Origin of the sequence: Parapedobacter deserti (assembly GCF_042646065.1) — a bacterium.
Lineage (GTDB): Bacteria > Bacteroidota > Bacteroidia > Sphingobacteriales > Sphingobacteriaceae > Parapedobacter > Parapedobacter deserti.
Window position 1 is genome coordinate 39218 of the sequence record NZ_JBHRTA010000008.1, and the last position, 26355, is coordinate 65572.

At 50.1% G+C, this 26355-nt stretch carries 20 protein-coding genes; 15 read left to right on the top strand and 5 right to left on the bottom strand.

Annotated elements, in window-relative coordinates; translation table 11 throughout:
* Positions 1-112: 112 nt before the first annotated feature.
* Both ACFOET_RS01930 and ACFOET_RS01935 read left to right on the top strand, forming a co-directional pair.
* Positions 113-655, top strand: coding sequence for a DUF420 domain-containing protein (locus tag ACFOET_RS01930; protein ID WP_379019008.1), 543 nt, complete (start codon positions 113-115; stop codon positions 653-655).
* A 20-nt stretch (positions 656-675) separates the two neighbouring features.
* A complete protein-coding gene (locus ACFOET_RS01935) occupies positions 676-1131 on the top strand; it encodes an ABC transporter ATPase (RefSeq protein WP_379019010.1) in 456 nt (151 codons plus the stop codon).
* Positions 1132-1509: 378 nt separating this feature from the next.
* On the opposite strand, the gene mtgA is transcribed toward ACFOET_RS01935, so the two are convergent.
* On the bottom strand, positions 1510-2244 hold the full coding sequence (gene mtgA / locus ACFOET_RS01940) for a monofunctional biosynthetic peptidoglycan transglycosylase (protein ID WP_379019012.1): 735 nt from the start codon (positions 2242-2244) through the stop codon (positions 1510-1512).
* Positions 2245-2376: 132 nt separating this feature from the next.
* On the opposite strand from mtgA, the gene mutS reads away from it, so the two are divergent.
* The 10 genes from mutS (at position 2377) to ACFOET_RS01990 (ending at position 16502) form a co-directional block, all read left to right on the top strand.
* Positions 2377-4953, top strand: a complete 2577-nt coding sequence (gene mutS / locus ACFOET_RS01945) for a DNA mismatch repair protein MutS (protein WP_379019610.1) — start codon at positions 2377-2379, stop codon at positions 4951-4953.
* A 115-nt stretch (positions 4954-5068) separates the two neighbouring features.
* Entirely contained in the window at positions 5069-6592 is a 1524-nt protein-coding gene (locus ACFOET_RS01950) for a glutamate racemase (protein WP_379019014.1), read from the top strand.
* A gap of 391 nt (positions 6593-6983) precedes the next feature.
* Positions 6984-7442: a hypothetical protein gene (locus ACFOET_RS01955; protein ID WP_379019016.1), complete on the top strand. Its 459-nt coding sequence runs from the start codon at positions 6984-6986 to the stop codon at positions 7440-7442.
* A 140-nt stretch (positions 7443-7582) separates the two neighbouring features.
* On the top strand, positions 7583-8917 hold the full coding sequence (locus tag ACFOET_RS01960) for a dihydroorotase (RefSeq protein ID WP_379019018.1): 1335 nt from the start codon (positions 7583-7585) through the stop codon (positions 8915-8917).
* A 20-nt stretch (positions 8918-8937) separates the two neighbouring features.
* Entirely contained in the window at positions 8938-9987 is a 1050-nt protein-coding gene (locus tag ACFOET_RS01965) for a S66 peptidase family protein (RefSeq protein ID WP_379019020.1), read from the top strand.
* A gap of 64 nt (positions 9988-10051) precedes the next feature.
* Positions 10052-11527, top strand: coding sequence for a M14 family zinc carboxypeptidase (locus tag ACFOET_RS01970; RefSeq protein WP_379019022.1), 1476 nt, complete (start codon positions 10052-10054; stop codon positions 11525-11527).
* 204 nt (positions 11528-11731) lie between these two features.
* Positions 11732-12709, top strand: a complete 978-nt coding sequence (locus ACFOET_RS01975; protein WP_379019024.1) for a DUF6807 domain-containing protein — start codon at positions 11732-11734, stop codon at positions 12707-12709.
* A gap of 81 nt (positions 12710-12790) precedes the next feature.
* Positions 12791-13600, top strand: a complete 810-nt coding sequence (locus ACFOET_RS01980; protein ID WP_379019026.1) for a ThuA domain-containing protein — start codon at positions 12791-12793, stop codon at positions 13598-13600.
* A gap of 20 nt (positions 13601-13620) precedes the next feature.
* A complete protein-coding gene (locus tag ACFOET_RS01985) occupies positions 13621-15042 on the top strand; it encodes a Gfo/Idh/MocA family protein (RefSeq protein ID WP_379019028.1) in 1422 nt (473 codons plus the stop codon).
* A 59-nt stretch (positions 15043-15101) separates the two neighbouring features.
* Positions 15102-16502: a putative oxidoreductase C-terminal domain-containing protein gene (locus tag ACFOET_RS01990; protein ID WP_379019030.1), complete on the top strand. Its 1401-nt coding sequence runs from the start codon at positions 15102-15104 to the stop codon at positions 16500-16502.
* Positions 16503-16559: 57 nt separating this feature from the next.
* Here ACFOET_RS01990 and ACFOET_RS01995 read toward each other — a convergent pair whose 3' ends face one another.
* From ACFOET_RS01995 to ACFOET_RS02010, 4 genes are read right to left on the bottom strand one after another with little or no spacing between them, the layout of a single operon-like run.
* Positions 16560-18014, bottom strand: coding sequence for a RagB/SusD family nutrient uptake outer membrane protein (locus ACFOET_RS01995; RefSeq protein WP_379019032.1), 1455 nt, complete (start codon positions 18012-18014; stop codon positions 16560-16562).
* Positions 18015-18032: 18 nt separating this feature from the next.
* Positions 18033-21218: a SusC/RagA family TonB-linked outer membrane protein gene (locus ACFOET_RS02000; protein WP_379019034.1), complete on the bottom strand. Its 3186-nt coding sequence runs from the start codon at positions 21216-21218 to the stop codon at positions 18033-18035.
* Between the two features lie 45 nt (positions 21219-21263).
* Positions 21264-22319: a dipeptide epimerase gene (locus ACFOET_RS02005; protein ID WP_379019036.1), complete on the bottom strand. Its 1056-nt coding sequence runs from the start codon at positions 22317-22319 to the stop codon at positions 21264-21266.
* A 14-nt stretch (positions 22320-22333) separates the two neighbouring features.
* Entirely contained in the window at positions 22334-23467 is a 1134-nt protein-coding gene (locus tag ACFOET_RS02010; protein WP_379019038.1) for an NlpC/P60 family protein, read from the bottom strand.
* 294 nt (positions 23468-23761) lie between these two features.
* On the opposite strand from ACFOET_RS02010, the gene ACFOET_RS02015 reads away from it, so the two are divergent.
* The 3 genes from ACFOET_RS02015 to ACFOET_RS02025 all read left to right on the top strand — a co-directional run bounded on the left by ACFOET_RS02015 (position 23762) and on the right by ACFOET_RS02025 (position 26266).
* Positions 23762-24787, top strand: coding sequence for a N(4)-(beta-N-acetylglucosaminyl)-L-asparaginase (locus ACFOET_RS02015; protein ID WP_379019612.1), 1026 nt, complete (start codon positions 23762-23764; stop codon positions 24785-24787).
* A gap of 38 nt (positions 24788-24825) precedes the next feature.
* Positions 24826-25338: a peptide-methionine (S)-S-oxide reductase MsrA gene (msrA, locus tag ACFOET_RS02020; RefSeq protein ID WP_379019040.1), complete on the top strand. Its 513-nt coding sequence runs from the start codon at positions 24826-24828 to the stop codon at positions 25336-25338.
* Positions 25339-25633: 295 nt separating this feature from the next.
* Positions 25634-26266, top strand: coding sequence for a response regulator (locus tag ACFOET_RS02025; protein ID WP_379019042.1), 633 nt, complete (start codon positions 25634-25636; stop codon positions 26264-26266).
* Positions 26267-26355: the final 89 nt, after the last annotated feature.

Here is a 26355-nt window from a genome sequence, read left to right on the forward strand (position 1 = left end):
GGATTCGGGGCGCTTCGCTACCGTGCCCAAGGCCGTACCAGCAACAGGCGTATTGGTGAAGCAGGAGTAACCGATGAAATCGGTTACTAAAAAAATAGGATAGGAGAGGGATATGGAAAAATCTTCAATTGAACAACGGTATAATAAATGGATCGTGATCCTTTCCATTGCCATTCCAGTGGTGGTCGCGATCTTGTTCGGGGTTAATTTGCGCGACTTGGGATACGATGTAAAGCCGTTGACCTTTTTGCCACCAATTTATGCAACCATCAACGGTGTCACCGCAATATTGTTGATCTGGGCAGTAATGGCAATCAGAAACGGAAAAAGGAAGCTCCACGAAACGCTGGTCAAAATCTGTATCAGTTGTTCCGTATTATTTTTGGCCATGTATGTGGCTTACCATATGACCGCCGAGTCCACGTCCTATGGCGGTGAAGGACCGATTCGGTACGTATATTTCTTTATCCTTATCACCCATATTTTATTGTCTATTGTAATCATCCCATTCGTATTGATCACCTATGTACGTGGCTTGTCGGGCAACTTCGCCAAACACCGCAAATTGGCTAAAATCACGTTTCCATTGTGGCTCTATGTGGCGGTTACGGGCGTTATCGTGTACCTGATGATATCACCTTATTACAGCCACTAAAATTCCTTACCTTTGTCTTTATGGAACGCGTTTGGATATATCAGGCAGATCGGGAACTTACCGTAGCGGAAGGAAAGCAGATATTGGATAAGTTGGAGCGATTTACCTCCCAATGGAAAGCGCACGGGACTCCGTTATCCGCAAAGGCTGAAGTCCGTTATGACCGGTTTGTCATCCTGATGGTCGATGATGCAGTGGCGCCGCCAAGCGGATGTTCCATTGATAAGTCGGTACACTTGTTGAAGGAAATCGAAGCGGAAACCGGGCTTAACCTCTTCGACCGGATGCAGGTAGCTTACCGTGGGCCGGAGGGAATCAAGGTGGTGTCGCGTAATGAATTCGAGCGCCTTATTGCCAGCGGTGAAGTGACCGAGGACACCATCGTGTTCAACAATTTGGTAGCTTCATACCCCGAATTGGAGTCGCATTGGGAGGTTCCGTTGCGGGAAAGCTGGCATGCGCGGGTTTTTTTGTGAGGCGCGCTACGTGATAATGCTTTTAATCGGACTTTCTCCCGCTTTTCTCCTGACTTCTACCGTGAATTTATCGGGGCGTATGCGGCCCGTATGTGGGAATGCCTCGGATACAGCTCGGATGCGCCCCGTATACGGCATGCGAGATGGCAGAACTAGGTCAGGAGGAAGTTGGGCGAAAGGCACGGATGGAGCGAAGTGATGTTGGTGGGCTTGCCTATGGCTTCGGAGCATGGTGCTAGCTCAATGCTAACTTCTAGTGGACTCGTATTGCATCCTTGGCTTGAATGGCTTTTATTTCGGCAGCGTACCGCTCTTATGCACCTGTATTCCAAGTTCCTTAATGGTAAAGTATCTATGGGTTTTGATTATTATTCCTCACTAAGGTACCTTACTATACCCCATATACCTAACAATCGTATTTGTTTTCCTATTGATGAAATTTGTTGGTTTTGCGGGCGACCAGCGCCGTGGATTGGGCAGCACCGCCACGATCAATGCGGCCTGACGTTTGGTAAGATTACCGGCTGATCTGCCGAAGTAGTGTTGCGCCGCGGCTTCGGCCCCGTACAGACCGTCTCCCGTTTCAATGACATTCAGGTAAACTTCAAGAATCCGCTTCTTGCTCCAAAAAATTTCAATCAATAGCGTGAAGTAAGTTTCCAGTCCCTTTCTGATCCATGAACGCTGCGGCCAAAGAAAAACATTCTTAGCCGTCTGTTGGCTGATTGTACTGCCCCCGCGAAGCCTTCCGCCGTCTTTGTTGCGCTCGTAAGCGTCGAGGATAGCTTTCCGGTCGAACCCCCAGTGCTTCATGAACCGGGCGTCTTCTCCGGTAATAGCGGCGCGTTTCAGGTGGTCGGAAAGGTCTTCATAACGTACCCATTGTTTAGTAATCTTCCATTCCTTGCCGTCGCTCCTGCGTTCAATGGCCCGTTGAACCATCAGCCACGTGACCGGGGCGTTTATAAAGGCCAACAGGATCACCCAGCTTACCGTAATGGCAATAAACCAGCTCACGATTCGCAGCCCCCACCTGAGGTACTTATTTCTGACCGTCGGGATTAGCCGAACTAGTCCGTTGTGTTTTTTCCTGCGCTTTCGCTTGGTTGCCATGGCTTTCCTATTGCGAATATACGAATAGAAGCTTGTCAAACCGCATCATTAGTCCTATTTTTACGGCCACCAAGCAAAAAGTTCACATTGGCAAAGGCGACAAATAAGGCGGCGAAGAAGGAAACCCCGTTGATGCAACAGTACAATAGTATCAAGGTGAAATATCCCGGTGCGTTGTTGCTGTTCCGCGTCGGCGACTTTTATGAGACATTCGGGGAAGACGCCGTAAAGGCTGCCGGTATCTTGGGAATTGTGCTTACCAAGCGCGGTAACGGCAGCGAAGCCGAGACCGCCCTCGCCGGTTTCCCACATCATTCGCTCGAAACGTACCTGCCTAAGCTGGTGCGTGCTGGCCAGCGGGTGGCGATATGTGACCAGTTGGAAGATCCGAAAGCGACCAAAACCATCGTGAAACGGGGAGTCACCGAACTCGTTACACCCGGTGTATCGTATAATGACAACATTGTTCAGCAAAAGGCGAATAACTACCTGGCCTCCGTTTTTTTCGATAAAAGTGGGGTAGGCATTGCCTTCCTCGACATTTCTACCGGTGAATTCCTGGTGTCGCAGGGTAATTACGCTTACGTTGATAAGCTGCTCCAAGGATTTAAACCCAAGGAAGTGATTATGGGAAAACGCCAATATAAGGCGTTTGTTGAGCAGTTTGGAAATGGCTTCTACACCTATACACTCGACGAATGGCCTTACACGGGCGATTATGCCCTGGAAACGCTGCTCAAGCATTTCGAGGTCAGCTCCATGAAGGGATTCGGGGTAGAGCGCTTGCCGTTGGGAATCGTGGCTGCAGGGGTCGCCCTGCATTACCTCAACGAAACCGAGCACCGCAACCTGCAGCACATATCCAATATCTCGCGAATCGAGGAAGACCGTTATATGTGGCTCGACCGGTTCACCATCCGGAACCTGGAACTGGTGAGCTCGGCCAATGAAAATGCAACGACACTTGCCGATGTGCTTGACCAGACAGCCTCGCCCATGGGCGCGCGGCTGCTTAAGCGCTGGATGGTCATGCCCCTGAAAGACCATCGGGAGATCACCGAACGGCTTGATGTCGTGGAACATTTCTACACCAATAAAAGCTTGCGCGATGAGTTGATTCAGGAGATCAAGCAAATCGGCGATTTGGAGCGCCTGATCAGTAAGATCGGACTCCAACGGGCCAATCCCCGAGAGGTAGTCCAATTGCAACGCTCGCTCCATGCCATATCAAAGCTGAAGACGCTTATCGATAGCACAAATGTCGATGCGCTGACGGCGATTGCTGGACAGCTGAATCCTTGTATAGCCATCCGGGAGCGAATTCTAACACAGCTCAATGCCGAACCACCGGTAGCATTAAATAAAGGAAATGTCATTGCTTCGGGGGTAAACGATGAATTGGACAAGCTCCGGAAAGTAGCCTACGGAGGTAAGGACTACCTGCTTGAGATCCAAAGGCGGGAAGCCGAAGCCACCGGTATCTCGTCACTGAAAGTCGCGTTCAACAACGTCTTCGGATACTACCTCGAAGTTACCAACGCACATAAAGATAAAGTGCCCGCCGAATGGGTGCGTAAGCAAACGCTGGTAAATGCAGAGCGGTACATCACCGAAGAGCTGAAGGAGTATGAAGAGCAGATTCTTGGAGCGGAAGAGAAAATCCAGGCGCTGGAAGCCCGACTGTTTGCGGAGTTGGTCGCCGCTGTTTCCGAGTATATCAAGCCGGTGCAGCTCAATGCGCAACTGGTGGCTAAACTTGATGTGCTGCTCAACTTTGCCGTCATTGCGGAAAAAAACCATTATGTCAAACCCGAAATTAACCAAGATAGTGCCATTGAAATCAAAGGCGGCCGGCATCCGGTGATTGAACATACCCTGCCGATAGGCGAAGATTACATCACCAATGATGTTTTTCTCGACAACGACACCCAGCAAATTATCATCATCACTGGGCCCAACATGGCGGGTAAATCCGCATTGTTGCGTCAGACAGGATTGATCGTGTTAATGGCCCAAATGGGTTGTTTTGTGCCTGCCAAAGAAGCACGCATCGGGCTCGTCGACAAAATATTCACGCGGGTAGGTGCTTCAGATAACCTGTCTTCGGGCGAATCGACTTTCATGGTGGAGATGAACGAAACGGCCAGCATCATGAACAATCTTTCGGAGCGGAGCCTTATCCTGCTTGATGAGATCGGGCGCGGTACGAGCACCTATGATGGGATATCTATAGCTTGGGCTATCGCAGAATTTTTGCACAACCATCCCATCGCGCGGGCTAAGACCCTTTTTGCGACTCATTACCATGAGCTCAATGAGCTGGCCACTTCGTTCCCTAGAATTAAGAATTTCAACGTTTCGGTGAAGGAAGTCAACAACAAAATCATGTTCCTGCGCAAGCTGGTTCCGGGAGGGAGCGAGCATAGTTTTGGACTCCATGTCGCGAAATTGGCCGGAATGCCGCCGAAGTTGTTGCACCGGGCTACCGAAATACTCAGGCGCCTGGAGCAGGAACGCACGGGCGGTGAGCGGATCAAGGACAGCATCAAGAAAATACAAAAGCAAGCCTACCAACTGCAGATGTTTTCAATAGATGACCCCGTTTTGGCGAAAATCCGGGATATGCTGAATAACTTGGACGTGAATACGCTCACTCCAGTTGAAGCGCTGATGAAACTGGATGAAATCCAGCGGTTGTTGAAGAATTGAAGGCCTGAAGGAATGCTCAGCATCTAGCTGACCGGTGGCCGATGCAGTGTTTGAGCGGGCGCAAGGGCGCTGGGATAACTTAATTATAAAAATGATGAGCTTTATCCATTCCATAATGAAGATCTACGTGGGCAATTCCTTCGGATTGCTTGCTACTTTTTTTTTATTTAGCGGCTGTTCCGAATATAAAAAAGACAAGGGACAGACAGCGGAAACCGAGGCGCCCGCCCCCATTGAGCAAGCCATTCTGACCGATACTTCGAGCTTTTATTACATCGATTTCAGTCGTTACCGCGCCAACGACGCGGAATTGCCCATAGGCGTGTTTGACTCGGGTACAGGGGGGCTTACAGTGCTGGACGCCTTGGTACGTTTTGACGACTATAACAACGAAAGCCGGACGGCTGGAAAAGACGGGAAGCCAGACTTCTCCAAGGAGCGCTTCATTTACCTGGCAGACCAGGCCAATATGCCTTACGGCAACTACCATAGTGAACAGAAATCTGCGCTGCTCGTGGAACACATTATCAAGGATGTACATTTCTTGTTGGCTGACCGTTACTACCCCAATGCTTCATCTACGCATCCTGCAGGCACAAAGCAGCAGGTAAAGGCAATCGTTATCGCTTGTAACACCGCCACGGCTTATGGCAAGGAAAATATCGAGGCTTTCATCCGGCGCACAGGGATCGGTATCCCGGTAATCGGCGTCATTGATGCCGGAGCGCGGGGGGCATTGGATGCGTTCGCTCCTGATGAAAGCGGATCCGTAGGGGTGTTTGCTACGGTAGGCACCATCGCCTCCAACGGGTACGAGAACACGCTGATGCGCATCAAGGAGGAACGGGGATATACCGGCAATGTCCAAGTGTTCAACCAAGGAGGCCATGGCGTGGCCGAAGCAGTGGACGAAGAGCCCGACTTCATCGACCATCAAGCAAATGCACCCCGGGATAACTACCGCGGACCGGCGTTGGATAACCCATCGTATAGAATTGTTAAAGCTCTGATGGACGTATACGGGTTCGATTTCAATGACCAGCACATGCTGTGCGATGGGAAGTCTGCCATGGACTGCAATATTTTGCAATTAAATTCAACAGAAAACTATGTGCGGTACCACCTCGTTTCCCTACTTGAACGGATGCGCAAGCAAAAGGATGCCCAACCAATGAAGGCACTCCTGCTCGGGTGTACACACTATCCTTACCTGACCCGCGAAATCCGGCAGGTGCTGGGCGAGTTGTATGATTTTCAGCGAGACGGTGCTCATGTATACCGCCACCTCCTACATAAAGACATCCATATTATCGACCCTGCGGAAAATGTAGCCCAGGAACTGCATATGTATTTAGCTGACAACGCAATGTTCAACCCTTCGGGCAACATGGCAGATAGCGAGTTTTTTATCAGTGTTCCAAACATGCACAATCCCAATGTAAAAACTGATCAACAAGGCCGTTTTACTTATGAATATAAATATGGGCGTACTGCGGGTGAAATACAAGAATACGTCAAGGTCGTTCCGTTTGATGAGGCTAATATCTCCGGGGAGACGGTTGAGCGTATGCAAGCAGCAATTCCGGAAACGTTCCGATTGATTAAGGCACTCCGTTCAGAGGCACCATCTGGCCGATAGTCTGTGCGGCCGGATATGCGATGGGGTACGCGTAAGCGGAGGTTTCACGTACCTCGCATTACAGATGGGGTCGTAAAGGCCCCGAGAGAATGGGCTATGTCTGAAATTTTCCTGCACTGGCTTAAACCGGCATTCGTTGGCATAACGTGCATGCCAAAAGTGTCAGCGGCTTCAGCGCTGACTCGGTTAAGCGCTTCCTTAAGCTCCACGCATGTGACGCGTATAACTAGGCTGTAAAAGCCTAGACAACAGTAAATATTTCAGGAAGTCACCTTATGGCTGCATGAGATGTCTTTCATTTACCTGCTTGGTCGTTAAACCTTGGCGCATTTACCGCAGTCAAACCAAGCACCAAACCACTAGGTATATTGTTTAACGAAAGCGAAAAACCATGAAACAGTTGATGATTTACGTCGCCGCCATAGTGTTCAGTGTGGTATCCATCTCTGAAGCAGCTGCCCAGGGCAGGGGGAAGGAGCATGATAAGGCAAGGAAGGAATTTGCGAGGTACCGTGAAAAACGGCAGAAAGCTGCTTATAAGCGCGGTAAAGAAATCGCCAAGTCATACCGCGAATACTATAAAGAGCGCGATCAAGCGTACCGTAGATACGTCAAAAAAGAAAAAAAACGCTACCGCGACCATGACCGGTGGTACTACGACCGTCGTTTTTACAAGCATTCAGACTACGTCTATTTTCCGACCTACCGTACGTACTACGACCCATACCGCAGGGGGTATGTCTATTGGCGAAATGGCGGATGGGTATTTGCCCAAACCATGCCCTCGTTTATGGTGGGACTCAACTTGGGCGCGGTGAATGTGCAGTTCATGGCTAATTTGCCAATTTGATACGGAGAAGGTGTTAATTGTACGTCGGCGATGCGATGGGCGAGGCAGGCACAATTGATTGCTGCTCGCCGCTTTTTTTGGGTGACCGCGGCGTGCGCAGCCTATTGCATATCAAGTGCAATTTGTCTAAGTTTGAAGCGATGTCAAAAACCCTTATTAAAGCCGCGACAATTGTCAATGAAGATAAAATCCTCACTTCCGATGTGCTCATCGTTGATGGTTGGATTGAACGGATAGCACCAGAAATCACTCACCCTACAGCCGTTGAGATCCATGCGGAAGGCTTACATCTTTTGCCCGGTCTGATCGATGATCAAGTGCATTTCCGCGAACCGGGATTGACACATAAGGCGGATATCTGGCATGAGAGCCGTGCCGCGGTGGCTGGTGGCACAACATCCTTTATGGAAATGCCGAACACGGTGCCCAATACGCTTACACAATCGCTGCTCCAAGATAAATATGATATCGCTGCCAAGCAATCGCTGGCCAACTATTCGTTCTACATGGGCGCGGCGAATGACAATCTTGATGAGGTGCTGCGTACTGATCCCCGGAACGTATGTGGGATTAAGGTGTTTATGGGGTCATCTACGGGGAACATGCTGGTTGACGACGAGCACACACTGGAAGAGATTTTTGGCAATTCGCCGATGCTGATCGCTACACATTGTGAAGATGAGGCAACCATCAGGCAGAACCTCGCCCGGTACCAGGCAATGCACGGGGATGACCTTACAATCGACATGCATCCGCTCATCCGGTCGGCCGAAGCATGCTATATCTCATCGTCCCGTGCCGTTGAACTGGCGAAGAAACACGGCTCACGCCTGCACGTTTTGCATATTTCTACGGCTGGGGAGACCGAATTGTTTGGAAACGGTCAGCCGCTGGCATCGAAGCGCATCACCGCAGAAGCTTGTATACATCACCTATGGTTCAGCGATGCCGATTATGCGGAGAAAGGAAACTTGATCAAATGGAATCCAGCGGTGAAAACCGCGGACGACCGTGCAGGCGTTTTAAAAGCGGTATTGGATGGCCGGATCGATGTCATCGCCACCGACCACGCCCCGCATACATTGGCTGAGAAATCTCAACCCTATCTAAATGCACCGTCGGGCGGCCCGTTGGTACAGCATGCGTTGCAAGCGCTGCTGGATTTGTATCACAGTGGTTTGCTGACGCTCGAACAACTGGTTCAGAAAACGGCGCATAATACCGCTACGTGCTTCCAAATCGATAAACGGGGCTTTATCCGGGAGGGTTACTGGGCCGATCTCATATTGGTCGACCTAAACAAACCCTACACCGTTGAAAAAGCCAACATTATATCGAAGTGCGGCTGGTCTCCTTTTGAGGGGCACACCTTTAAGTCAACCATCACCCATACGTTTGTATCCGGTAATTTGGTATACGAACAAGGGAGACTGCTGGAAAAGGGGAGTGGGCAGCGGCTATCATTCAACCGATGACATAAGACCTCGAATATAACATGAACAAGCGTACATTTATTAAGGTGTTGAGCCTGGGGATGGTTGGTGCACCCCTCTCAGGTATCGCCCCAAGCACTGCGCTCACGAGCAGCCGTTTGCCCAACATCTACCCGCCGCTGATCCGCAGGGGAGATACCATCGGCATTATTACGCCCTCATCGGCATTGGTTGATGACGAGGGGTATTCTATTGCTGATGCGAATTTCATGCAACTGGGGCTAAAAGTTAAATGGGGCCGCCATGTTGGCAAAAAGCATGGGTTTTTAGCCGGGAAAGATGAAGAACGGATGACCGACCTGCACGAAATGTTTGCAGACCCACAAATAAAAGCCATTATTTGCCTACGGGGAGGATCGGGCGCGGCGAGGCTGCTTGATCGGTTAGATTATGATTTGATCGCCCGGAATCCAAAGATTTTTCTGGGGTACAGTGATATTACGGCGTTCCATCAGGCCATTCACACGCAAACTGGATTGATTACGTTTCATGGGCCGGTGGCGAACAGTCCATGGACCGCTATGGTCACCGATCAATTCGAACAGCTATTCTTTGAGGGGAAGGCATTGGATTATGGGCGCTTGCGTCGTAAAAGCAGTGCAACGGGCGTTAATCGGGATGTTATACATACCATATACCCGGGCGTGGCTGAAGGCAAACTTATGGGGGGCAACCTGACCGTGCTCACGGGAATCGCTGGCTCAAAATATTATCCTGATTTCGAGGACAGTATTCTTTTTTTGGAAGATATCGGCGAACAACCCTACCGCATTGACCGGATGTTCAGCCAACTGGCATTATCCGGAGCATTACAGAAAATCCGCGGATTCATTTTTGGGAAATGTTCAGACTGTGAGGCAAAAAACCCTAAGAATTCGTTAACATTGGAACAGATATTGGACGATTATATCAAGCCGTTGGGTATACCGGCTTATCAAGGCGCATTGATTGGTCATATCGACGAACAGTTCATCTTGCCGGTGGGAGCGCGGGTACGCATCGATGCCGATCAAGGAAGTATTACCGTCATCGAAGATATTTTTCGGAGATGAGTCCATAAGTTCGTTAATTTCCAACCCTGGTGCGCGAACCAATTTGGAAACAAATCGTTGAGGAATGAAACAGTTTTTCTATTTATTTACTATGATATTGGTCTCCGCGGCTTGCCGGGGAAACGGGCAGAGCAGGGTTACTTACGTGCCGGATACAGCTATGTTGAGCAATGCTTTTGAGGCTTACCGGGAGCCGACGATTACGCACCGTAGGTTTAAGCATGCCGACATCGAACCGCTTATCCTAAAACGTCGGGGAGGTTCCGTCTTTGAGGTGACCCAATTAGGCGTTTCTGTGCTGGGAAAATCCATCTATCAAGTAAAGTACGGGATGGGTGAAAAGAAGGTGATGCTCTGGTCGCAGATGCATGGCAATGAGCCTACCGCCACCATGGCCTTGATGGATATCTTTAATTTTCTCGAAGCGCAAGGCGATGGTATGGATAGTGTACGTAACCAGTTAAAGGAACAGACGAGCTTATATTTCATCCCGATGCTCAATCCTGATGGCGCCGACATTTATACACGCCGAAATGCAATGGACGTCGATCTGAACCGGGATGCACGCATTGGTGCCACCGTGGAAGGCAGGCTCCTTATCGAAGCCGCTAAGTCCGTGCAGCCTGCGTATGCATTCAACCTGCACGATATGAATATTTATCACAATGTGCCCGGTACGCCTAGCCCTGCCACCATAGCGCTGTTGGCACCTGCTTATAATGAAGTGCGTGATATTAACGAAGTACGTGGTAACGCAATGCGGATTGCCGCGGGCATGAACCGCATTTTGCAGGGATATGTACCAAATGGAGTAGCCAAATACGACGATACCTATACGCCCCGGGGTTTTGGAGACAATTTTCAAAGTTGGGGGGCGAGTACCGTTTTGATCGAATCGGGGGGCTACAATGGGGATCCCGAAAAACAATTCATCCGGAAGCTCAATTTCATGATCATCCTTAACGCATTGATCGAAATCTCCCAGGGCAGCTACCTGCAGTATGACATTGACGACTATGAAGCGATACCCTTGAGTGATTCGAAACTTTCTGATGTGCTTTTGCGCAACATCAGGGCTTCACGGGATTCCATGGACTATAAAGTCGACGTTTCCATCAACCGGGATGAGCAAACGGAGGGAGATGAGTATTACGTGCGGTCGCGTATTGCTGATATCGGAGACCTGAAAGAAAATTACGGATATGATGAACTGGATGGTGAAGGATATCGTTTTATGCAGGGTAAGATTTATCCAAAGGTATTTAATAGGATAGATGAGGTCTCCCTGGAGACTGCCATGAAACTTTTGCGGCAGGGTTATTACGCAATTCAACTTTCCAGTCAACCTGAAAATAGGTTCCACGGGCTGCCACTGGTGGTGTTCAGTCAACGGAAGCCAGCCCCGGCCAGCCTAAATTTGGGTAGGGAAGCCAACTTTTTTCTTGCGCGCAATGGGGTTCCAGCTTATGCGGTGGTCAATGGGTATCTGATTGATCTTTCATCCACCCCGCAACAAGTATTCAAAAATTATGTGTTTTAGGTAGGCAGGGCGCAAGACGCTCCATGGCTCCTTCTCTGCGTATCAGCAAGTGCGTGACTACCGACTTTATTTTAGTATAACGGTTGAATAGGGCTTAAACCGCCGAAAACGGTGGCTTGGGCTGCCATGGAGTTGCCGGTTGTTCCATTATCAGCGAGATTTTGATAACTTAGTGCTGAAATTATTATAAATCTATGTTATTCCATGTTGAAGACTTTGGTGAAGACGTTTTTGCTATGCTTCGGCGCGCTCTATCAGGTTTCTGGGCAAGTGCCTGATCAGCGCAACACCTATCACGCCGAAATGGGGCCCGATGAATTGGTGCTGAAAAATCCGGAAGGTAGGGTGCTGTTGGCATATCGGCATACCGTGAAACCGCCTCCAGCAGGGGTTGACGAGGCATTTGGCCGCGCAGGTTATATCCACCCGCTGAAGACGCTTTCGGGAAAAGTACTGACCAATATCCAGCCGGCTGACCATTACCACCATTATGGCCTTTGGAATCCATGGACGCGCATCGAGTATAAAGGAAAACTATACGACCTCTGGAATATAGGGGATAAAAAGGGAACAGTACGCTTTGTAGAATTTAAGGATACATTCAGCGATGCAGAACACGCGGGGTTCGAAGCGGTACACAACCATGTTATCTTCGACGGGAAGAACGAAACCGTGATTATGCAAGAAGACTGGCGTATCGCAGTTTCCCAAATGCGTGCCGACCGGTACCAGTGTGACATTCGTTCCACCTTGAGACCGGTCACCGATGCAGATGTTGTGTTAAAGGAATACCGATACGCCGGGTTGGGTTTCAGGGCCACCGCAGAATGGACTAATACGAACAGCGAGGTGCTAACTTCCAGTGGAAAAACGCGGAGGGATGCAGACGGTTCTTTGGAGCGGTGGACAATCATTTACGGCAGGCTTGGAAATGGTGAAGGTGGTGTGCTTTTCCTTTCGCATCCTGACAATTACAACTTTCCAGAACCGGTCAGGATATGGCCCGAAGACGGGAATGGCGGTAGGGGAGACCAGTTTTTTAACTTCTCGCCGACAAAAAATAAGGACTGGGTGCTGAAATCGGGAAGTACCTATACGCTGCAATATCGCCTCGTGATTTTTGACGGAACCATGTCCGGCGATGAAGCAGAGCAAATTTGGCAATCTTTTGCAAACCGGTGAGTTGAAGTTGGGTAATTATTGACGTCGGATAATATTATAGTCACTATGCAATATCACATGTTTTTTCGATGGGCACGTTTGATGTTTATAAGCTTATCGTCAGTTCTGTTTGCTGATGCGCTGGTTGCGCAACCCGTAAACTGGAAGAAGATCAGTATATTGGTATATACTAAAAACGGCGTAGGATTCGTGCACGACAACATCGAAAACTCGGTTATCGCCTTGAAGGAATTGGGTGAGCAGCACGGTTTCAAGGTGGATGCAACGGACGATCCGTCCGTGTTTACGGATAATAACCTGAAACGCTATGACGCGTTGGTGTTTTCCAATACTAACAACGACGTGTTCGATACAGATGCCCAACGTGTCGCATTGATGCGGTATATCCAGTCAGGTGGCGGTTTCGTGGGTATTCACTCGGCATCGGGGACAGAACGGAAGTGGAAGTGGTTTAAGCAATTGTTGGGTGCTACGTTTTACTGGCATGACAAATTTCAGCCATTTACGGTCAACATCATCGATGCGCAACATCCTTCAGTAAGCCACCTATCTAGAAAATGGGAGAGGGTCCAGGGCGATGAGTTTTATTACCTCAAACAAATGAATGTAAACCTACATGTCGTTGCGGTGAATGATGCAACCACTTTGCAGGGAGAAGATGATCGCCGCTTGGACACATTCGGCGACGTATTCCCGTCAGTTTGGTGTCAAGAGTTTGACGGCGGCAGATCGTGGTACACGTCGTTAGGACACGACAAAGCCGACTATATGGACGAAGAGTTTAGGAAGCATATCCTCGGCGGTATCCAGTGGGTGGTCAGTGGTGCGGCGAAACGGGATTACAGCAAGGCATATGCAACCAGTCCGCAGGACGAAGTAAAAGAACGCTAACCGAATAAGAAAATAGCATCATGGATAAGCAACGAAAGCAAACGAATAGAAGGACGTTTATCAAGCAAACAGCAGGAGGTTCGGCTTTGCTCCTGGCAGCCTCGGTGTTTCCGACGATTGTTCCTGCATCCGTGCTTGGAAAGAACGCACCAAGCAACCGCATTAATATAGGTCAGATCGGTTTCGGGCGCATTGCTAAGTCACACGACCTTCCCGAAGTATTGAAGCACCAATATGTGCATGTGGTTGCCGTTTCCGATGTCGACCGACACCGAATGGCCGCCGGTAAGGAATGGTTGGAACAGCAACAGGCCGAAAAGAATGGAGGAAAATCACCGGTCGAGGTAAAGACCTACGGTGATTACCGCAACCTTATTGCAGACCAGAATGTCGACGCCGTGATCATCAGTACTCCTGACCATTGGCATGCGCAGCCTGCTATGGAAGCGGCTATTGCAGGCAAGCACATATACTTGCAGAAGCCTACTTCGCTTACCATCAGGGAAGGGCGTATGATGGCCGATGTGGTGTCCCGAACGGGGGTAGTCTTCCAGTTGGGGAGCCAGCAACGGTCCGTTCATCCTTGGCCACAATTTAAGCGTGCCTGTGAGCTGGTGCGCAATGGCCGCATCGGCACCATCAAACGGGTGATTATTGGACTGCCAGGGGATCCTGCAGGTGGCAACTTAGCAGAAATGCCTGTGCCGGACAATCTCGACTACGACCGTTGGTTGGGATCTACCCCGCTGATGCCGTATACACTCGACCGAGTACATTCCCAAACCAACATTTACGACCGTCCCGGTTGGTTGCGTTGCGAGCAGTTTGGCGCGGGTATGATTACCGGATGGGGGTCGCACCACATCGACATTGCGCACTGGGGCTTGGGCACCGAGCTGAGCGGCCCATCGGAAGCAGAGGGCGAGGCGACATTCCCGACATCAGGTCTATGGGATGTACATGGTGATTTTGAGGTGGAAATGCTATACCCGGATAATGTTGTCATGCAAATCAGCGGTGCTCATCCGAATGGCGTCCGATTTGAGGGGACAGAAGGATGGATTTTTGTGTCGCGGGGCGATGTCGGAGTTACGGCAACTGATCCGGCGGCTGCCAACGGTAAAGAAAACGAAGCGTTTAAGGCTAGTAACAGTAAGATATTACAATCGGTAATCGGTGCGAACGAAATCAAGCTGTATGAAAGCCCCGAGCAGCACACTAACTGGCTGGATTGTATACGCAACGGCAAACAGACGATCAGCCATGTCGAAGTGGCACATCGTTCTGGAACTGCCTGCCTCGTGGCGCACGCGGCCATGAAGCTCGGTCGGAGGCTCCGTTGGGATGTTACCACCGAACAGTTTATGAATGATGATGAAGCGAATGCATTGCTATCCCGTCCGCAGCGTTTTCCGTACGGTACGCAGTATGTGAAAGGTTGAATGGGGTAGTTTGAGTTCGGTGATCTTACCAAAAAATCGATAATATTGTAATAGCATAAATGAATAGACAGAAATCGCTGTTTTCGTTAGCAGCAGTTGCTACGTTGATGGCATGTAACCCTAACAAAGAAAATGTGCAACAAAAGGACATCCAGCTGATCACGGTCGCACCAGGTCATTTCCATGCGGCTCTTGTACAGAAATCTATGTACCCCGAAGTGGATAGCATAGTGCATGTTTACGCGCCGGATGGTTTGGAGCTCGATGCTCATTTAGCGTTGATAGACCGATACAATACTCGGGAAGATAAACCCACAGCTTGGGAACAGGTCGTATATCGGGGAGACGATTTCTTCGAGAAAATGCTGCAGGAACGAAAAGGTAATGTGGTGGTATTGGCCGGCAATAACCAGCATAAGATCGACTACATTACGCAGTCGGTAGACGCGGGACTGCACGTGTTGGCAGACAAGCCAATGGTGATTAACGCCGATGGGTTTGCTGAACTGAAAAGGGCGTTTGCCACCGCGTCCGAAAAGGGCGTTGTGCTATACGATATCATGACCGAACGATATGAGATCAACACCATGCTTCAGAAAGCATTATCGCAGGTGCCGGATTTCTTCGGCGGATTGGTGACGGGCAGTGTCGAAGACCCAGCCATTACCAAGGAGAGCATCCATCATTTTTTTAAAGAGGTATCTGGCAAGCCACTGGTTAGGCCTGCGTGGTTTTACGATACCAGGCAGCAGGGAGAAGGTTTGGTGGATGTCACCACACATTTGGTGGATTTGGTGCAATGGGAGAGTTTTCCAGATCAGGTTATTGATTATCACCAAGACATTCAGCTCGTCTCGGCTACTCGTTGGCCCACCAAGCTCACGCCCGCCCAGTTTGAGCGTTCTACCGGTCAAAAACAGATACCGTCGTTTCTTTCCGAAGCCGTTGACGAAAATGGGAACCTCGAAGTATTTGCAAACGGCGAAATCAACTACATGCTGAAAGGCATCCATGCCAAGGTGTCTGTCATCTGGAATTTTGAAGCGCCCCTTGGTACCGGAGATACGCATTATTCCATTATGCGTGGACAGCACGCCAACCTGATCATTAAGCAGGAAAAGGAAGAACAGTATAAACCGGTGCTCTATGTGGAGTCTACCGGGACCAGGGACAGGCAAGCCTTCGAGTCAACGCTTACGAAAGCTATCAAACAGCTAGGTGCAACGTATAAAGGTTTAACATTCGAGCAAGTGGGTGATGGGCGTTATCGGATAACCGTTGATCCTTCCTTGGTCACCACGCACGAAGAACACTTTGCAGAGGTGACCGAGAAGTATCTCGGATTTCTCCAATCCGGCAACATGCCGGATTGGGAAGTGCCGAATATGATTGCCAAGTATTACTTGACCACCAAGGCGCTGGCGGAAGCCCGGACTGTTCGATCTGATCAGACCAATTAAACAAACTGGGCGCCAACATATCGATGGCGCCCAGTTTGTTTTTGGGAGGACCGTCACCTAATATCCGTCGTTCTGCTGTGCTGCGATACCTGGGTTTGCATCGATTTCAGCTTGTGGGATTGGCAATATGGTTCTGTAGAAGCTCCGGTCGATGCTCTTATCCCGTGTGGGCGGTGCAATGCCGGCAAACTCGTCGTTGAACACGATCTCCCTGTCCAATCGGATCATATCGAAAAAGCGGTGGCCTTCGGCAAACAGCTCTTTGCTTCGCTCATCGAGGATCATGTCCAAGGAGACCGTGGCGGCCGTAGCGGGCGGGAGGTTTGGCGAGCGCTTGCGGATTTCATTCAAATATCCCGCGGCCTTGGCCGGATCGGTCGGCAGCGCGGCCTCCGCGGCGATCAGGTAAATCTCCGATAGCCGGATGACCTTGATGTTGACAGCCGTAGAAGTAGCTTTCCCATCACCATCCAAATTGACGCTTCCGCTGTATTTATAGCTCGCACCCAGGCGCGTTTCGCTGGATTCGTCGGCAGCCATGATGCCCCAGCGCACATCGTCCTCGTCGGCTCCCAACCGGTTCAGAAAATAATCGCTCGCCATGAACCAGCCGAGCGCCGCTTGTGCACCATGCCCACGGCGCCTTAGGTAAAAGCCCAGTGACGCATTGCCCAAGTCTGCCTCATTGGGATAGACGCCCAACTCAAAAATCGACTCTGAACCAAATTCCGCGGCCCAGGAATCGACCCACTGATCGTTGGAATACAGGGTGTACACACCATCGTTGATGATTTCCTCCGCGGCGAGCAATGCTTCGGCATGATTTTCCATGTATAAGTGCACGCGGGCTTGCATCGCCTTATTTGCATAGTAGTTTAAGTAGCCGTTGCGCTTGCTTTTTGCAAGCAAGGGCGCCGCGGCAGTCAAGTCGTCCAGGATCTGTGCGTAGTTTTCCGCCACCGAAGCACGGAGAGGCTGCGCCGAATATTCGATTGTCGTGGTTACGTTCGGTACGCCGAAGGCCGACGGGTCGTCGCTATATGTCTTGCCATACAAGCGTACGAGATCAAAATAAAGAATAGCCCTTGCAGTCAGCGCTTGTCCCTTCGCGCTGCTGAAATCTTCCGGCAACCCGGCGGCTTCAATTGCTTCGATATTTTCCAGTAAGTTGTTGACCTGCAGGATGCCGTCGTACATCGTCGACCAATACCCCGAGTAGTTATTTGCCGATACCGTGTGGTTGAAGGTATATAAGGCGTCCAATCCCCGTCCCTGTGAAATGATCGTGAGGTCGCCCCCTTTCACGTCGCCATACAAGATAAAATTGCGGCCATAGTAGTTCGAATTGGCCATGATCCGCATCAAGCCGTTGATGACCACACCGGCGTCTGCCGCGGTTTTGATGGAAGTTCTCGAGTCGCCTGAGTTACTTGGCTTTACATCAAGAAAATCGCTGCATGACGAGAGTGCAACACTCAGCGACACAGCAGCTAATATTAATTTCGTCTTCATTTTGTAGTAGCTTTATCATTAGAAATTGAAGTCAATACCAAAGGTATATGTTTTTGCATACGGCGTCTCCCAGCCCCGTGTGCCGAAGTGATTCACCTCCGGATCGGCGATTTTGTATTTGGAAAACGTCAGTAGGTTCGTGCCGTTGAAGTACACGCGGGCATTTGATACACCGATCCTGCTGACGAGCTTGGACGGTATCGCATAGGCCATATTAATATTTTTCAGGCGCAGGAAGCTTGCATCGTGCATCTGCCGGCTGCTGTGCTGCATAGCATCAGTCAAGTCGTTGCCACTGAGCTTGGGCAGGTTGCCGCCCGAGTTGTTGTCGGTCCACCGGTTTTCGTAGTAATGTTGCGAACGGATGCGCTCCCAGTAGTAGCCGTCGTCGGCCACGTCCTTAAAAGCACCATCATAGAGGTATCCGCCGATTTTGTACATAAAATTGAGGCCAAGGCTGAGACCTTTGTAGCTCACGTCGGTATTCACGCCGCCAAACACGGTCGGGATCGCAGAGCCAAGAATTACCCGGTTAGCATTCCCATAGTTATATGTAGCTCCCCTTCCGTCATACTCGAAGTCGCCCGCAGCTGGGTCGTTAGGGTCGTTGACATACCAGACACTGCGGCCGGTAGATGATTCCACACCAGCCCATTCAAAACCCCAGAAGCTTAGCATCGATTCGCCCTCGCGGTAGATAAACTGTGCCCGGGCATCCCCGCCCGTGGGATCATTCCAGATTTGCTGTCGGACGGTTTCCTCCGGGGTGCCATAGAGTTTAGTTACTTTCGAGTCCGTAAAGGAACCATTGACACTCGCACTCCACCGCCAGTCGCCCGAGCGCACGAAGTCATAGCCAAGCTCAATCTCCAGCCCGCGGTTGTTGACCTCACCCACGTTGCGGAGCACGGTACTGAAGCCGGTCACCCGGGAGATCTGTACGTCCTGAAGTAAATCTTTCGAGTCACGGTTGAAGTACTCCAATGCTCCAAAGAGGCGGTTGTTGAAGAAACCGAACTCCAGCGCGACGTTTGTCGAATAGCTGGTTTCCCAGGTGACGTCCGGATTACCTAAGTTACTGATGGCTCCGCCGGGGTTGTTCATGTAGCGGTTGCCATAGCTGATCAGCGATCGCCAGCCGTAGTTTAAAGAGGGAAGAGTTCCGTTTACGCCGTAAGACGCCCTTAGCCGTAAGTTACTGATGTAATCTGCGCTTTCCAGGAACGACTCTTGGGCAATGTTCCAGGCACCGCCCACCGACCAAAAGTCGCCCAACCGATTTTCGGGGCCCAGACGGGATGATCCATCGCGGCGATAGGAAGCGGAGAGGTTGTATTTCTGCCCGTAGTTGTATTCCACCCGTGAAAGGATAGACATCATGTTATAACCCCAGAAATAGGCATTGGCGTCACGTTCACCCGCAGTTGCCACCGAAGGCAATGTGCTGGATGGTAATCCGTTGCCCGTTGCGCGCTGAAAATCGGTTTGGTTTTTCTCCACTTCAAAGCCCGCCAGTATATTGATTCCGTGTAGGCCGAATTGTTTGGTGAAGTTTGCCGTGGTTGAAGACACCAGCTTGGAAGTCGTTTCGGCTATCTCATGCACGACACCACCGGCTGTTGCGCCGGTAAAATGATTTGCACTATAGTACAAATGTTCTTTCACCTCGTTGTTTTCGTAAGAGAATACCGACTTAAGGGTCAGTTCCGGCATCAACTGGATGCTTACCGTCTCATTGATGCCGAGCCTCAGCGTGTTGCTTTGAGTATCCCATTCGTTTTCGTAGTAATCGGAATTATACGCCAGGCTGCCGAACCTTGCGGTCCAAGGTTGGCCCGTCTTGTAGTCGGTCGGCCAATAGAGCGGCCACAAAAGGTTTCTCGTTTGCATGTAGTAGTTGGTGCCGAGATTCCTGGTATCGTTGAATCCACGTTGGCGGTTGCGCGAAACGCTCGCATTGGTGATAAACTCGATGCGGTCTCCGATTTTTTGTGAAAGATTCACTCGTCCGGCTACCCGGTCAAATCCGTTGATCACCACCCGATTTTTGTCGTTGGTATAAGAGAGGGAGGAATAATATGTTGTGCTTTCCGTTCCGCCGCTCACTGAGAGGTCGTTGGTTTGGAACATACCGGTCCGGAAAAGCCTGTCTTCCCAGTCGTAGTACGTGCCTTCGCGGTTTACCAAGCCGTCGGTCATCCCCGTGATGCGCACATTTTCGTTCAACCCGCTACCGTTGGTTTCAAAGGCGTAGCCATGTGGATTAAAGCGGCGGTTCAGCTGACCAAGTGCGTAGTCGTTCGCCTGTTCGTCAGTCAGTCCATTGGACGTGCGATAGTCGTGAAAGACCTGATAGAGCATGTTGACCTGCTCCTGTACGCCTGCTGGTTCATAGTTGTCGGTCGCCCAGCTGGGCGTAAAGCCAATAGATGACCTCAGGTTGATGGTAGGCTTTCCCAATTTGCCCCGCTTTGTCGTGATCAGCACGACGCCGTTCGCCGCTCGAGAACCGTACAGCGACGATGCAGCAGCGTCCTTCAACACCGTGATCGATTCGATATCAGCTGGGTTCAGCGAATTTAATACGTTATTGGTGGTGTACAGGTAGTCGCCCATTTGGCCGCCGCTGCCGGAAACTGCCGGCACGCCATCGATCACATACAACGGCTCATTCGAAGCATTCATCGAGCCGATGCCGCGGATGCGAATACTCGGTGCAGCTCCTGATTGGCCCGAGCTGTTCGTGACCTGCACGCCCGGCATTCTTCCAATCATCGCATTCTCAAAAGAAACGGTTGAGGCATCGCGGATCTCGTCAGATGATAATGTCGAGGCTGCACCGGTATAGCTTGCACGGGTCGCCGTGCCATAAGCCACAACCATTACCTCATCGAGGTTCGTGTTTGTCGGTGTCAGCGCAACATTGACCACCCTGTTGCCACCTACGCTGACCTGGCGCTGTGTGTACCCCACTGCCTGGAAGCTTAGGGAGGCAGTGCTTGACGGCACGTCAATCGCAAAGTTTCCGTTGTTGTCAGTCGCCACTGCCGCCGCTGATCCAACGACTGTTACTGTCACTCCCGATAGCGGTGTTCCGCTGTTGGCATCTGTGACTTTACCCGTCACCCGTGACTGCTGTGCACGGACGGGGTGCATCGCCGAGCATAGCAAAAGCCACACCACAAAAAGTAGTTGTTTTTTCATTGTTATTGGTGTTAGTTAATGGATTCATTTTAAATGACATTTCGATCAGGTTATGTAAGGTGTTATGCCTATGCCGGGGGCGTTGGGGAGGGCAACCTTTCCGTCAATGACTTCCATTCCGCGGTACAGGTCGTTGCCGATCAGGAGCGCACCGTCCAAGTCCGCCCAGTCGACCACCGGCGACAGCTGTGCAGCAGCAGAAATGGCGCAGGAGGTTTCCGTCATGCAGCCCAGCATCACCTTCATATCGAGGGCACGGGCCAGTTCGGCCATCTTATGCGCTTCGCGCATACCTGTACATTTCATGAGCTTAATGTTTATGCCATGGTAGACCCCATGTGCCCTACGCACATCTTCTAACCGTTGTACCGCTTCATCCGCCACGGTAGGGATGGGGCTGTTTTCGGTAAGCCAAGCATTATCGTCAACCTGTTCCTTTGGCATGGGTTGTTCGAGAAAGACCACGCCGCGTTCGGCCAGCCAATGGGCCATCTCGAGTGCTACTTCCCGTGTTTTCCAGCCCTGGTTAACGTCTGCACAGAGCGGCTTGTCAGTCACTTCGCGGATGGTGTCAATCATCATCTTGTCAGTATCGAGACCCAGCTTAACTTTCAATATTTTGTAGGACCCCGCCTCATGAACTTTTTGCCGCACCACTTCAGGCATGTCGATTCCAATAGTAAATGATGTTTTTGGCGCTTTCAGCGCATCATAGCCCCATATGCGGTGCCAGGGATGGTTCATGATCTTTCCGAGTAGGTCATGCAGCGCAATATCAATGGCAGCTTTTGCGGCCGTGTTTTTTGGCGCGATCGAGTCGACATATGCTAAGATATCAGCGGTCAGAAACGGATTATCGAAGCCGGAAAGGTTTACTTTATTCAGAAAGGCAAGCACGCTTTCATGGCTCTCGCCCAAGTATGGGGGCATCGACGCTTCGCCATAGCCGACGACGCCGTCAAACTCGAGTTCGGTAAGGACCACGGGTGTGGTGCTTCGGGAGCCCGAGGCTATCGTGAATACGTGCTTGAGCTCCAACGTGTAAGGGCGGTAGCGTAGGGTGAATTTTCCAGATTTCCGTACGGTTGTTTGACTGGTCATTCGTGATAGTTTCTTCAGTTAAGTGAATAGGACGGATGTCGAGACATAGACTGCAGCGCGGGATCTGTTTCTCCCAGATAACGGCGTGCTGCTACCAGCGTGCGTGTCTGAAAATCATCAAAGTTTGGAGCACTGCTCAGGATGCTGTTGATGCGTACCGTACCTGCTGAATGGATGAATTCACCGTTGCCAAGGTAGAGTGCCACATGGGTAATCCGTGCATCGGGGCCGCGGTTGCTGCCCGAGGCAAAAAACAGCAGGTCAGCAGGTTTCAGGTTCCGGAGCGCTTTTTCTGTATCTAATGTGTCTGCCGACAAGATGTCTACAGGGTGGCCGGCAAGCACCTGTTGTGAAGCATCCCTCGGAATGACAATGCCATTCATATAGAATGCCGTTTTGGTAAAGCCGCTACAATCAACACCTTTTACCGATGTACCGCCCCAAAGGTAAGGAAGCCCCATCATGGTCTTTGCTGTTGAAATAATACTTTCCGCCGTCGGCTTAAGCATGCCGAGCCACTCATCAAACGGTCGGACAAGCTCGCGTTTGACATAAGCGTTTCGCCCATCAGGATATTGCACGTTGATAAATGCGTTGTCGGATTCCTGCTTTGCAATCAGAATGTTCCCCATCACCAAGTCAGACACCCGCAAAGACTGTATGTCTGGTTCGGTGTAAGCATGCCCGAAATCTGACACAACGATTACCTTGTTAGCTGCGTGCCATTGCTGTAGCTCAGAAGCAGTCATCGGCGTAACGGATGATGCGCTTACCCAAGATATGTAGCCTTCCGGTGTACGCACACGATAATAGCCATTTGCCCGCTGGAGAAGATCAAGAGGAGTGCCCAAGAGAACCTGTGACGCCAATTCAGCCTGATTGCGGGGAGCAACACGCAGATTGGCCACTGATAGGTTTACAATACCTGTGATATTCCCTTCCACGCTGCTGTCGGGCAACAGATTTATTTTTACCTTTGTATTGGAAATACCTTGTTTAACCAGCAACTGGTTGAAGTATTCTTCGGCTTTTGCTTCGGTTGTGACCAGTTGAAAGGAGTTCAAATTGTTATCGACAGGGCGCAGTTCGAGAATTGCGGTTCGCTTATCCGGTGCAAAGCGGCCCCTGGTCTGTTCGGTGATATGCATTATTTTTTGATATTCAGCAGAATCACGCAATGTTGCCTCAGCGCGGCCGTCGAAACTCAAACAACCAAAAAACAGCAATAATATTGCTTTTTGTGGGGTTTTCATATTGGAAAGTTTCGGTCTAAGGTATAATATAATTCGCTTTTTTGCAAACATTTTAAATAATAATGATGATAAACACTGATTTTACCGCAGGAATATGCATGTTAGAAGGAAAAGTTTGCCGATTAGTCGGATTTTGGCTTAGCTGAGGCTCAACCCAGTTGCGTGATTGTTATGAAACGGGAGAAATCGATGATTGGCCGCAGGAAATTTATAAAAGCCGGTGCACTGGGTGCTTCTGTGCTTTCGGTAAGCGAATTTTTGGCTTCCTGTACACGCGTATCAGACAACAGCAGGACGGTTAACAAACCTATCGTGGTGTCTACATGGGACTTTGGAGTGGCTGCAAACCAAGCCGCTTGGGAAATTCTTAAAAAAGGAGGCAAAGCGTTGGATGCCGTAGAAGCAGGCGTGCGCATTCCGGAATCTGACCTGGCTAATGCCACCGTTGGTAAGGGAGGATATCCCGATCGTGACGGGTATGTTACGCTGGATGCTTGCATTATGGATGAAAATGGCAACTGCGGCGCGGTTGCTGCTTTGGAGCATATCCAGCATCCCATTTCGGTGGCACGTATGGTGATGGAAAAAACGCCGCACGTCATGCTTGTCGGAGAGGGGGCACTGCAATTTGCACTGGCGAATGGATTCGAGAAAGAAAATTTGCTAACACCGGAGTCAGCACATGCGTGGGAGAATTGGCTCAAAGAAAAGAAATATGAACCGGTTGTCAATATCGAAAACAAGTTGTTCAATGCGGAGAAGCTTCCCGGCAATCGGTATAACCACGATACCATAGGAATGCTCGCGTTAGACACTCTTGGCAATCTCTCGGGTGCTTGCACAACCAGCGGCATGGCCTTTAAAATGCGAGGCAGGGTAGGCGATAGCCCGATAATCGGAGCTGGCTTATACGTAGATAATGAAGTCGGGGCGGCTACGGCTACGGGAGTGGGCGAGGAAGTTATCCGCACCGTGGGAAGCTTTTTGGTCGTTGAGTTGATGCGGCAAGGGCTCGCACCGCGGGACGCTTGCCGTGAAGCCGTGGAACGCATCATCAAAAAGAAACCCGAAACTGCTAAAAAGATACAGGTTGGATTTCTTGCGCTAAATAGAAATGGCGACCACGGCGCTTTTTCCCTTCAAAAAGGATTTACATATGCCGTATGCGATCAGCGCCAACGGGATTTACTGGTAGACGGAGATAGTGTGTATTGAGTATTGGAATAACGAGTACTGGGATTTAATAACAACTTATGAAAGCAACATTTGGAGGAGGGTGTTTTTGGTGCACCGAGGTTATTTTTCAACAGTTGGAGGGGGTAAACAGTGTTCAACCGGGCTACATGGGCGGACAGCGTGAAAACCCGACCTATGAGCAGGTTTGCTCTGGAGCGACCGGCCATGCAGAGGTAATACAGATTGACTTTGATGAAGCCACTGTGTCGTATAAGAGTTTATTGGAGGTGTTTTTCAAAACGCACGACCCCACTACGCTCAATCGGCAAGGCAATGATGTGGGGACACAATACCGGTCGGTTATCTTCTATCACAATGAGCAACAGCATTCCGAGGCAGCGGAGTTTATCCGGCAGCTAACCGAACATCGGGTGTATGATGCACCCATCGTTACAGAAGTTTCACAGGCGGCACGCTTTTATGTAGCCGAAAGTTACCATCATGATTATTTCAACAATAACCCGGAAAATCCATATTGTGCTGCTGTCATCGAACCTAAACTGCATAAATTTTTGAAAAGTAGGGCTTGATTTTCAGGATATTCTTCGCTACTTAACTTTTTCCGGTCGGAAAGATCGGGCAGACAGATGCAAGCGCCGCCGTGCTCGTTTGCCGGAACGAGGCCGTTAAGGGTAAGAGCAGGGCCTTGCTGAATGTACTGGAAGCAGGTTGCGCTGTCAAAACAGTTCCCGAATGAAATAAATGACTATTTTTCTAAAACTACCCCAAAAGGGTAGGATGAAAAAAGCGGAAATAAACTACCTTTATGGCCATCTTTGAAGAACACCATTCCTAACACACATGGAATAAATTTTACACTACCTTATGAAAAGTGACAAATTCAAATTGGTTATTGTCGAGGATAACCACATCATATTGAAAGCATTGGAGGGGTATTTTGCAGCTTCTTCCCAATTTGAACTTTTATTCACTGCTGCGTCGACAGAAGAGTTCATCAGTAAATGGAAGGATCAGCGTATCGACATGCTGCTCTCGGATATCGGCCTGCCGGGTAAATCTGGAATCGAGGCCACCTGGTATGTCAAGCGCAAATCGTTCGTCACCCAGGTGGTGATGTTTACCGTTTTTGAAGACAAGGAAACCATTTTCCAAGCGCTGTGTGCCGGAGCTTCCGGCTACCTGCTCAAAGATACTCCGCTATCGAAGATAGAAGAACAGTTGCTTGAAGTGATGGATGGCGGCGCAGTGATGAGTCCGCAGGTAGCCCGGATGGTTATCAGCTATTTTAACCCGTTTCTGGATAAAAAAGAAGCCACAGAGGGCGATACCCTTACCCCACGTGAAATAGAAATCATTTCTATGCTGCAACATGGCGCATCTTACCGGGCCGTGGCGGAACGGCTTTTTATCAGTGTGGATACTGTCAAATTCCATATCCGTAATATCTATAGCAAATTACAAATCAATTCCAGATCAGAGTTAATCAGTAAGTATTAGATGAATAAAATGCAGACATAGCAATCAATCAAAAATTACAATATGAACTACATGCATTTCGGTACTCACCAGTTTTCCCCATGTTGCGG

Coding starts and splice junctions, on each gene's coding strand:
- ACFOET_RS01930 (WP_379019008.1), top strand. CDS start 113: ATGGAAAAATCTTCAATTGAACAACGGTATAATAAATGGATCGTGATC.
- ACFOET_RS01935 (WP_379019010.1), top strand. CDS start 676: ATGGAACGCGTTTGGATATATCAGGCAGATCGGGAACTTACCGTAGCG.
- mtgA (WP_379019012.1), bottom strand. CDS start 2,244: ATGGCAACCAAGCGAAAGCGCAGGAAAAAACACAACGGACTAGTTCGG.
- mutS (WP_379019610.1), top strand. CDS start 2,377: ATGCAACAGTACAATAGTATCAAGGTGAAATATCCCGGTGCGTTGTTG.
- ACFOET_RS01950 (WP_379019014.1), top strand. CDS start 5,069: ATGAAGATCTACGTGGGCAATTCCTTCGGATTGCTTGCTACTTTTTTT.
- ACFOET_RS01955 (WP_379019016.1), top strand. CDS start 6,984: ATGAAACAGTTGATGATTTACGTCGCCGCCATAGTGTTCAGTGTGGTA.
- ACFOET_RS01960 (WP_379019018.1), top strand. CDS start 7,583: ATGTCAAAAACCCTTATTAAAGCCGCGACAATTGTCAATGAAGATAAA.
- ACFOET_RS01965 (WP_379019020.1), top strand. CDS start 8,938: ATGAACAAGCGTACATTTATTAAGGTGTTGAGCCTGGGGATGGTTGGT.
- ACFOET_RS01970 (WP_379019022.1), top strand. CDS start 10,052: ATGAAACAGTTTTTCTATTTATTTACTATGATATTGGTCTCCGCGGCT.
- ACFOET_RS01975 (WP_379019024.1), top strand. CDS start 11,732: ATGTTGAAGACTTTGGTGAAGACGTTTTTGCTATGCTTCGGCGCGCTC.
- ACFOET_RS01980 (WP_379019026.1), top strand. CDS start 12,791: ATGTTTATAAGCTTATCGTCAGTTCTGTTTGCTGATGCGCTGGTTGCG.
- ACFOET_RS01985 (WP_379019028.1), top strand. CDS start 13,621: ATGGATAAGCAACGAAAGCAAACGAATAGAAGGACGTTTATCAAGCAA.
- ACFOET_RS01990 (WP_379019030.1), top strand. CDS start 15,102: ATGAATAGACAGAAATCGCTGTTTTCGTTAGCAGCAGTTGCTACGTTG.
- ACFOET_RS01995 (WP_379019032.1), bottom strand. CDS start 18,014: ATGAAGACGAAATTAATATTAGCTGCTGTGTCGCTGAGTGTTGCACTC.
- ACFOET_RS02000 (WP_379019034.1), bottom strand. CDS start 21,218: ATGAAAAAACAACTACTTTTTGTGGTGTGGCTTTTGCTATGCTCGGCG.
- ACFOET_RS02005 (WP_379019036.1), bottom strand. CDS start 22,319: ATGACCAGTCAAACAACCGTACGGAAATCTGGAAAATTCACCCTACGC.
- ACFOET_RS02010 (WP_379019038.1), bottom strand. CDS start 23,467: ATGCATATCACCGAACAGACCAGGGGCCGCTTTGCACCGGATAAGCGA.
- ACFOET_RS02015 (WP_379019612.1), top strand. CDS start 23,762: ATGATTGGCCGCAGGAAATTTATAAAAGCCGGTGCACTGGGTGCTTCT.
- msrA (WP_379019040.1), top strand. CDS start 24,826: ATGAAAGCAACATTTGGAGGAGGGTGTTTTTGGTGCACCGAGGTTATT.
- ACFOET_RS02025 (WP_379019042.1), top strand. CDS start 25,634: ATGAAAAGTGACAAATTCAAATTGGTTATTGTCGAGGATAACCACATC.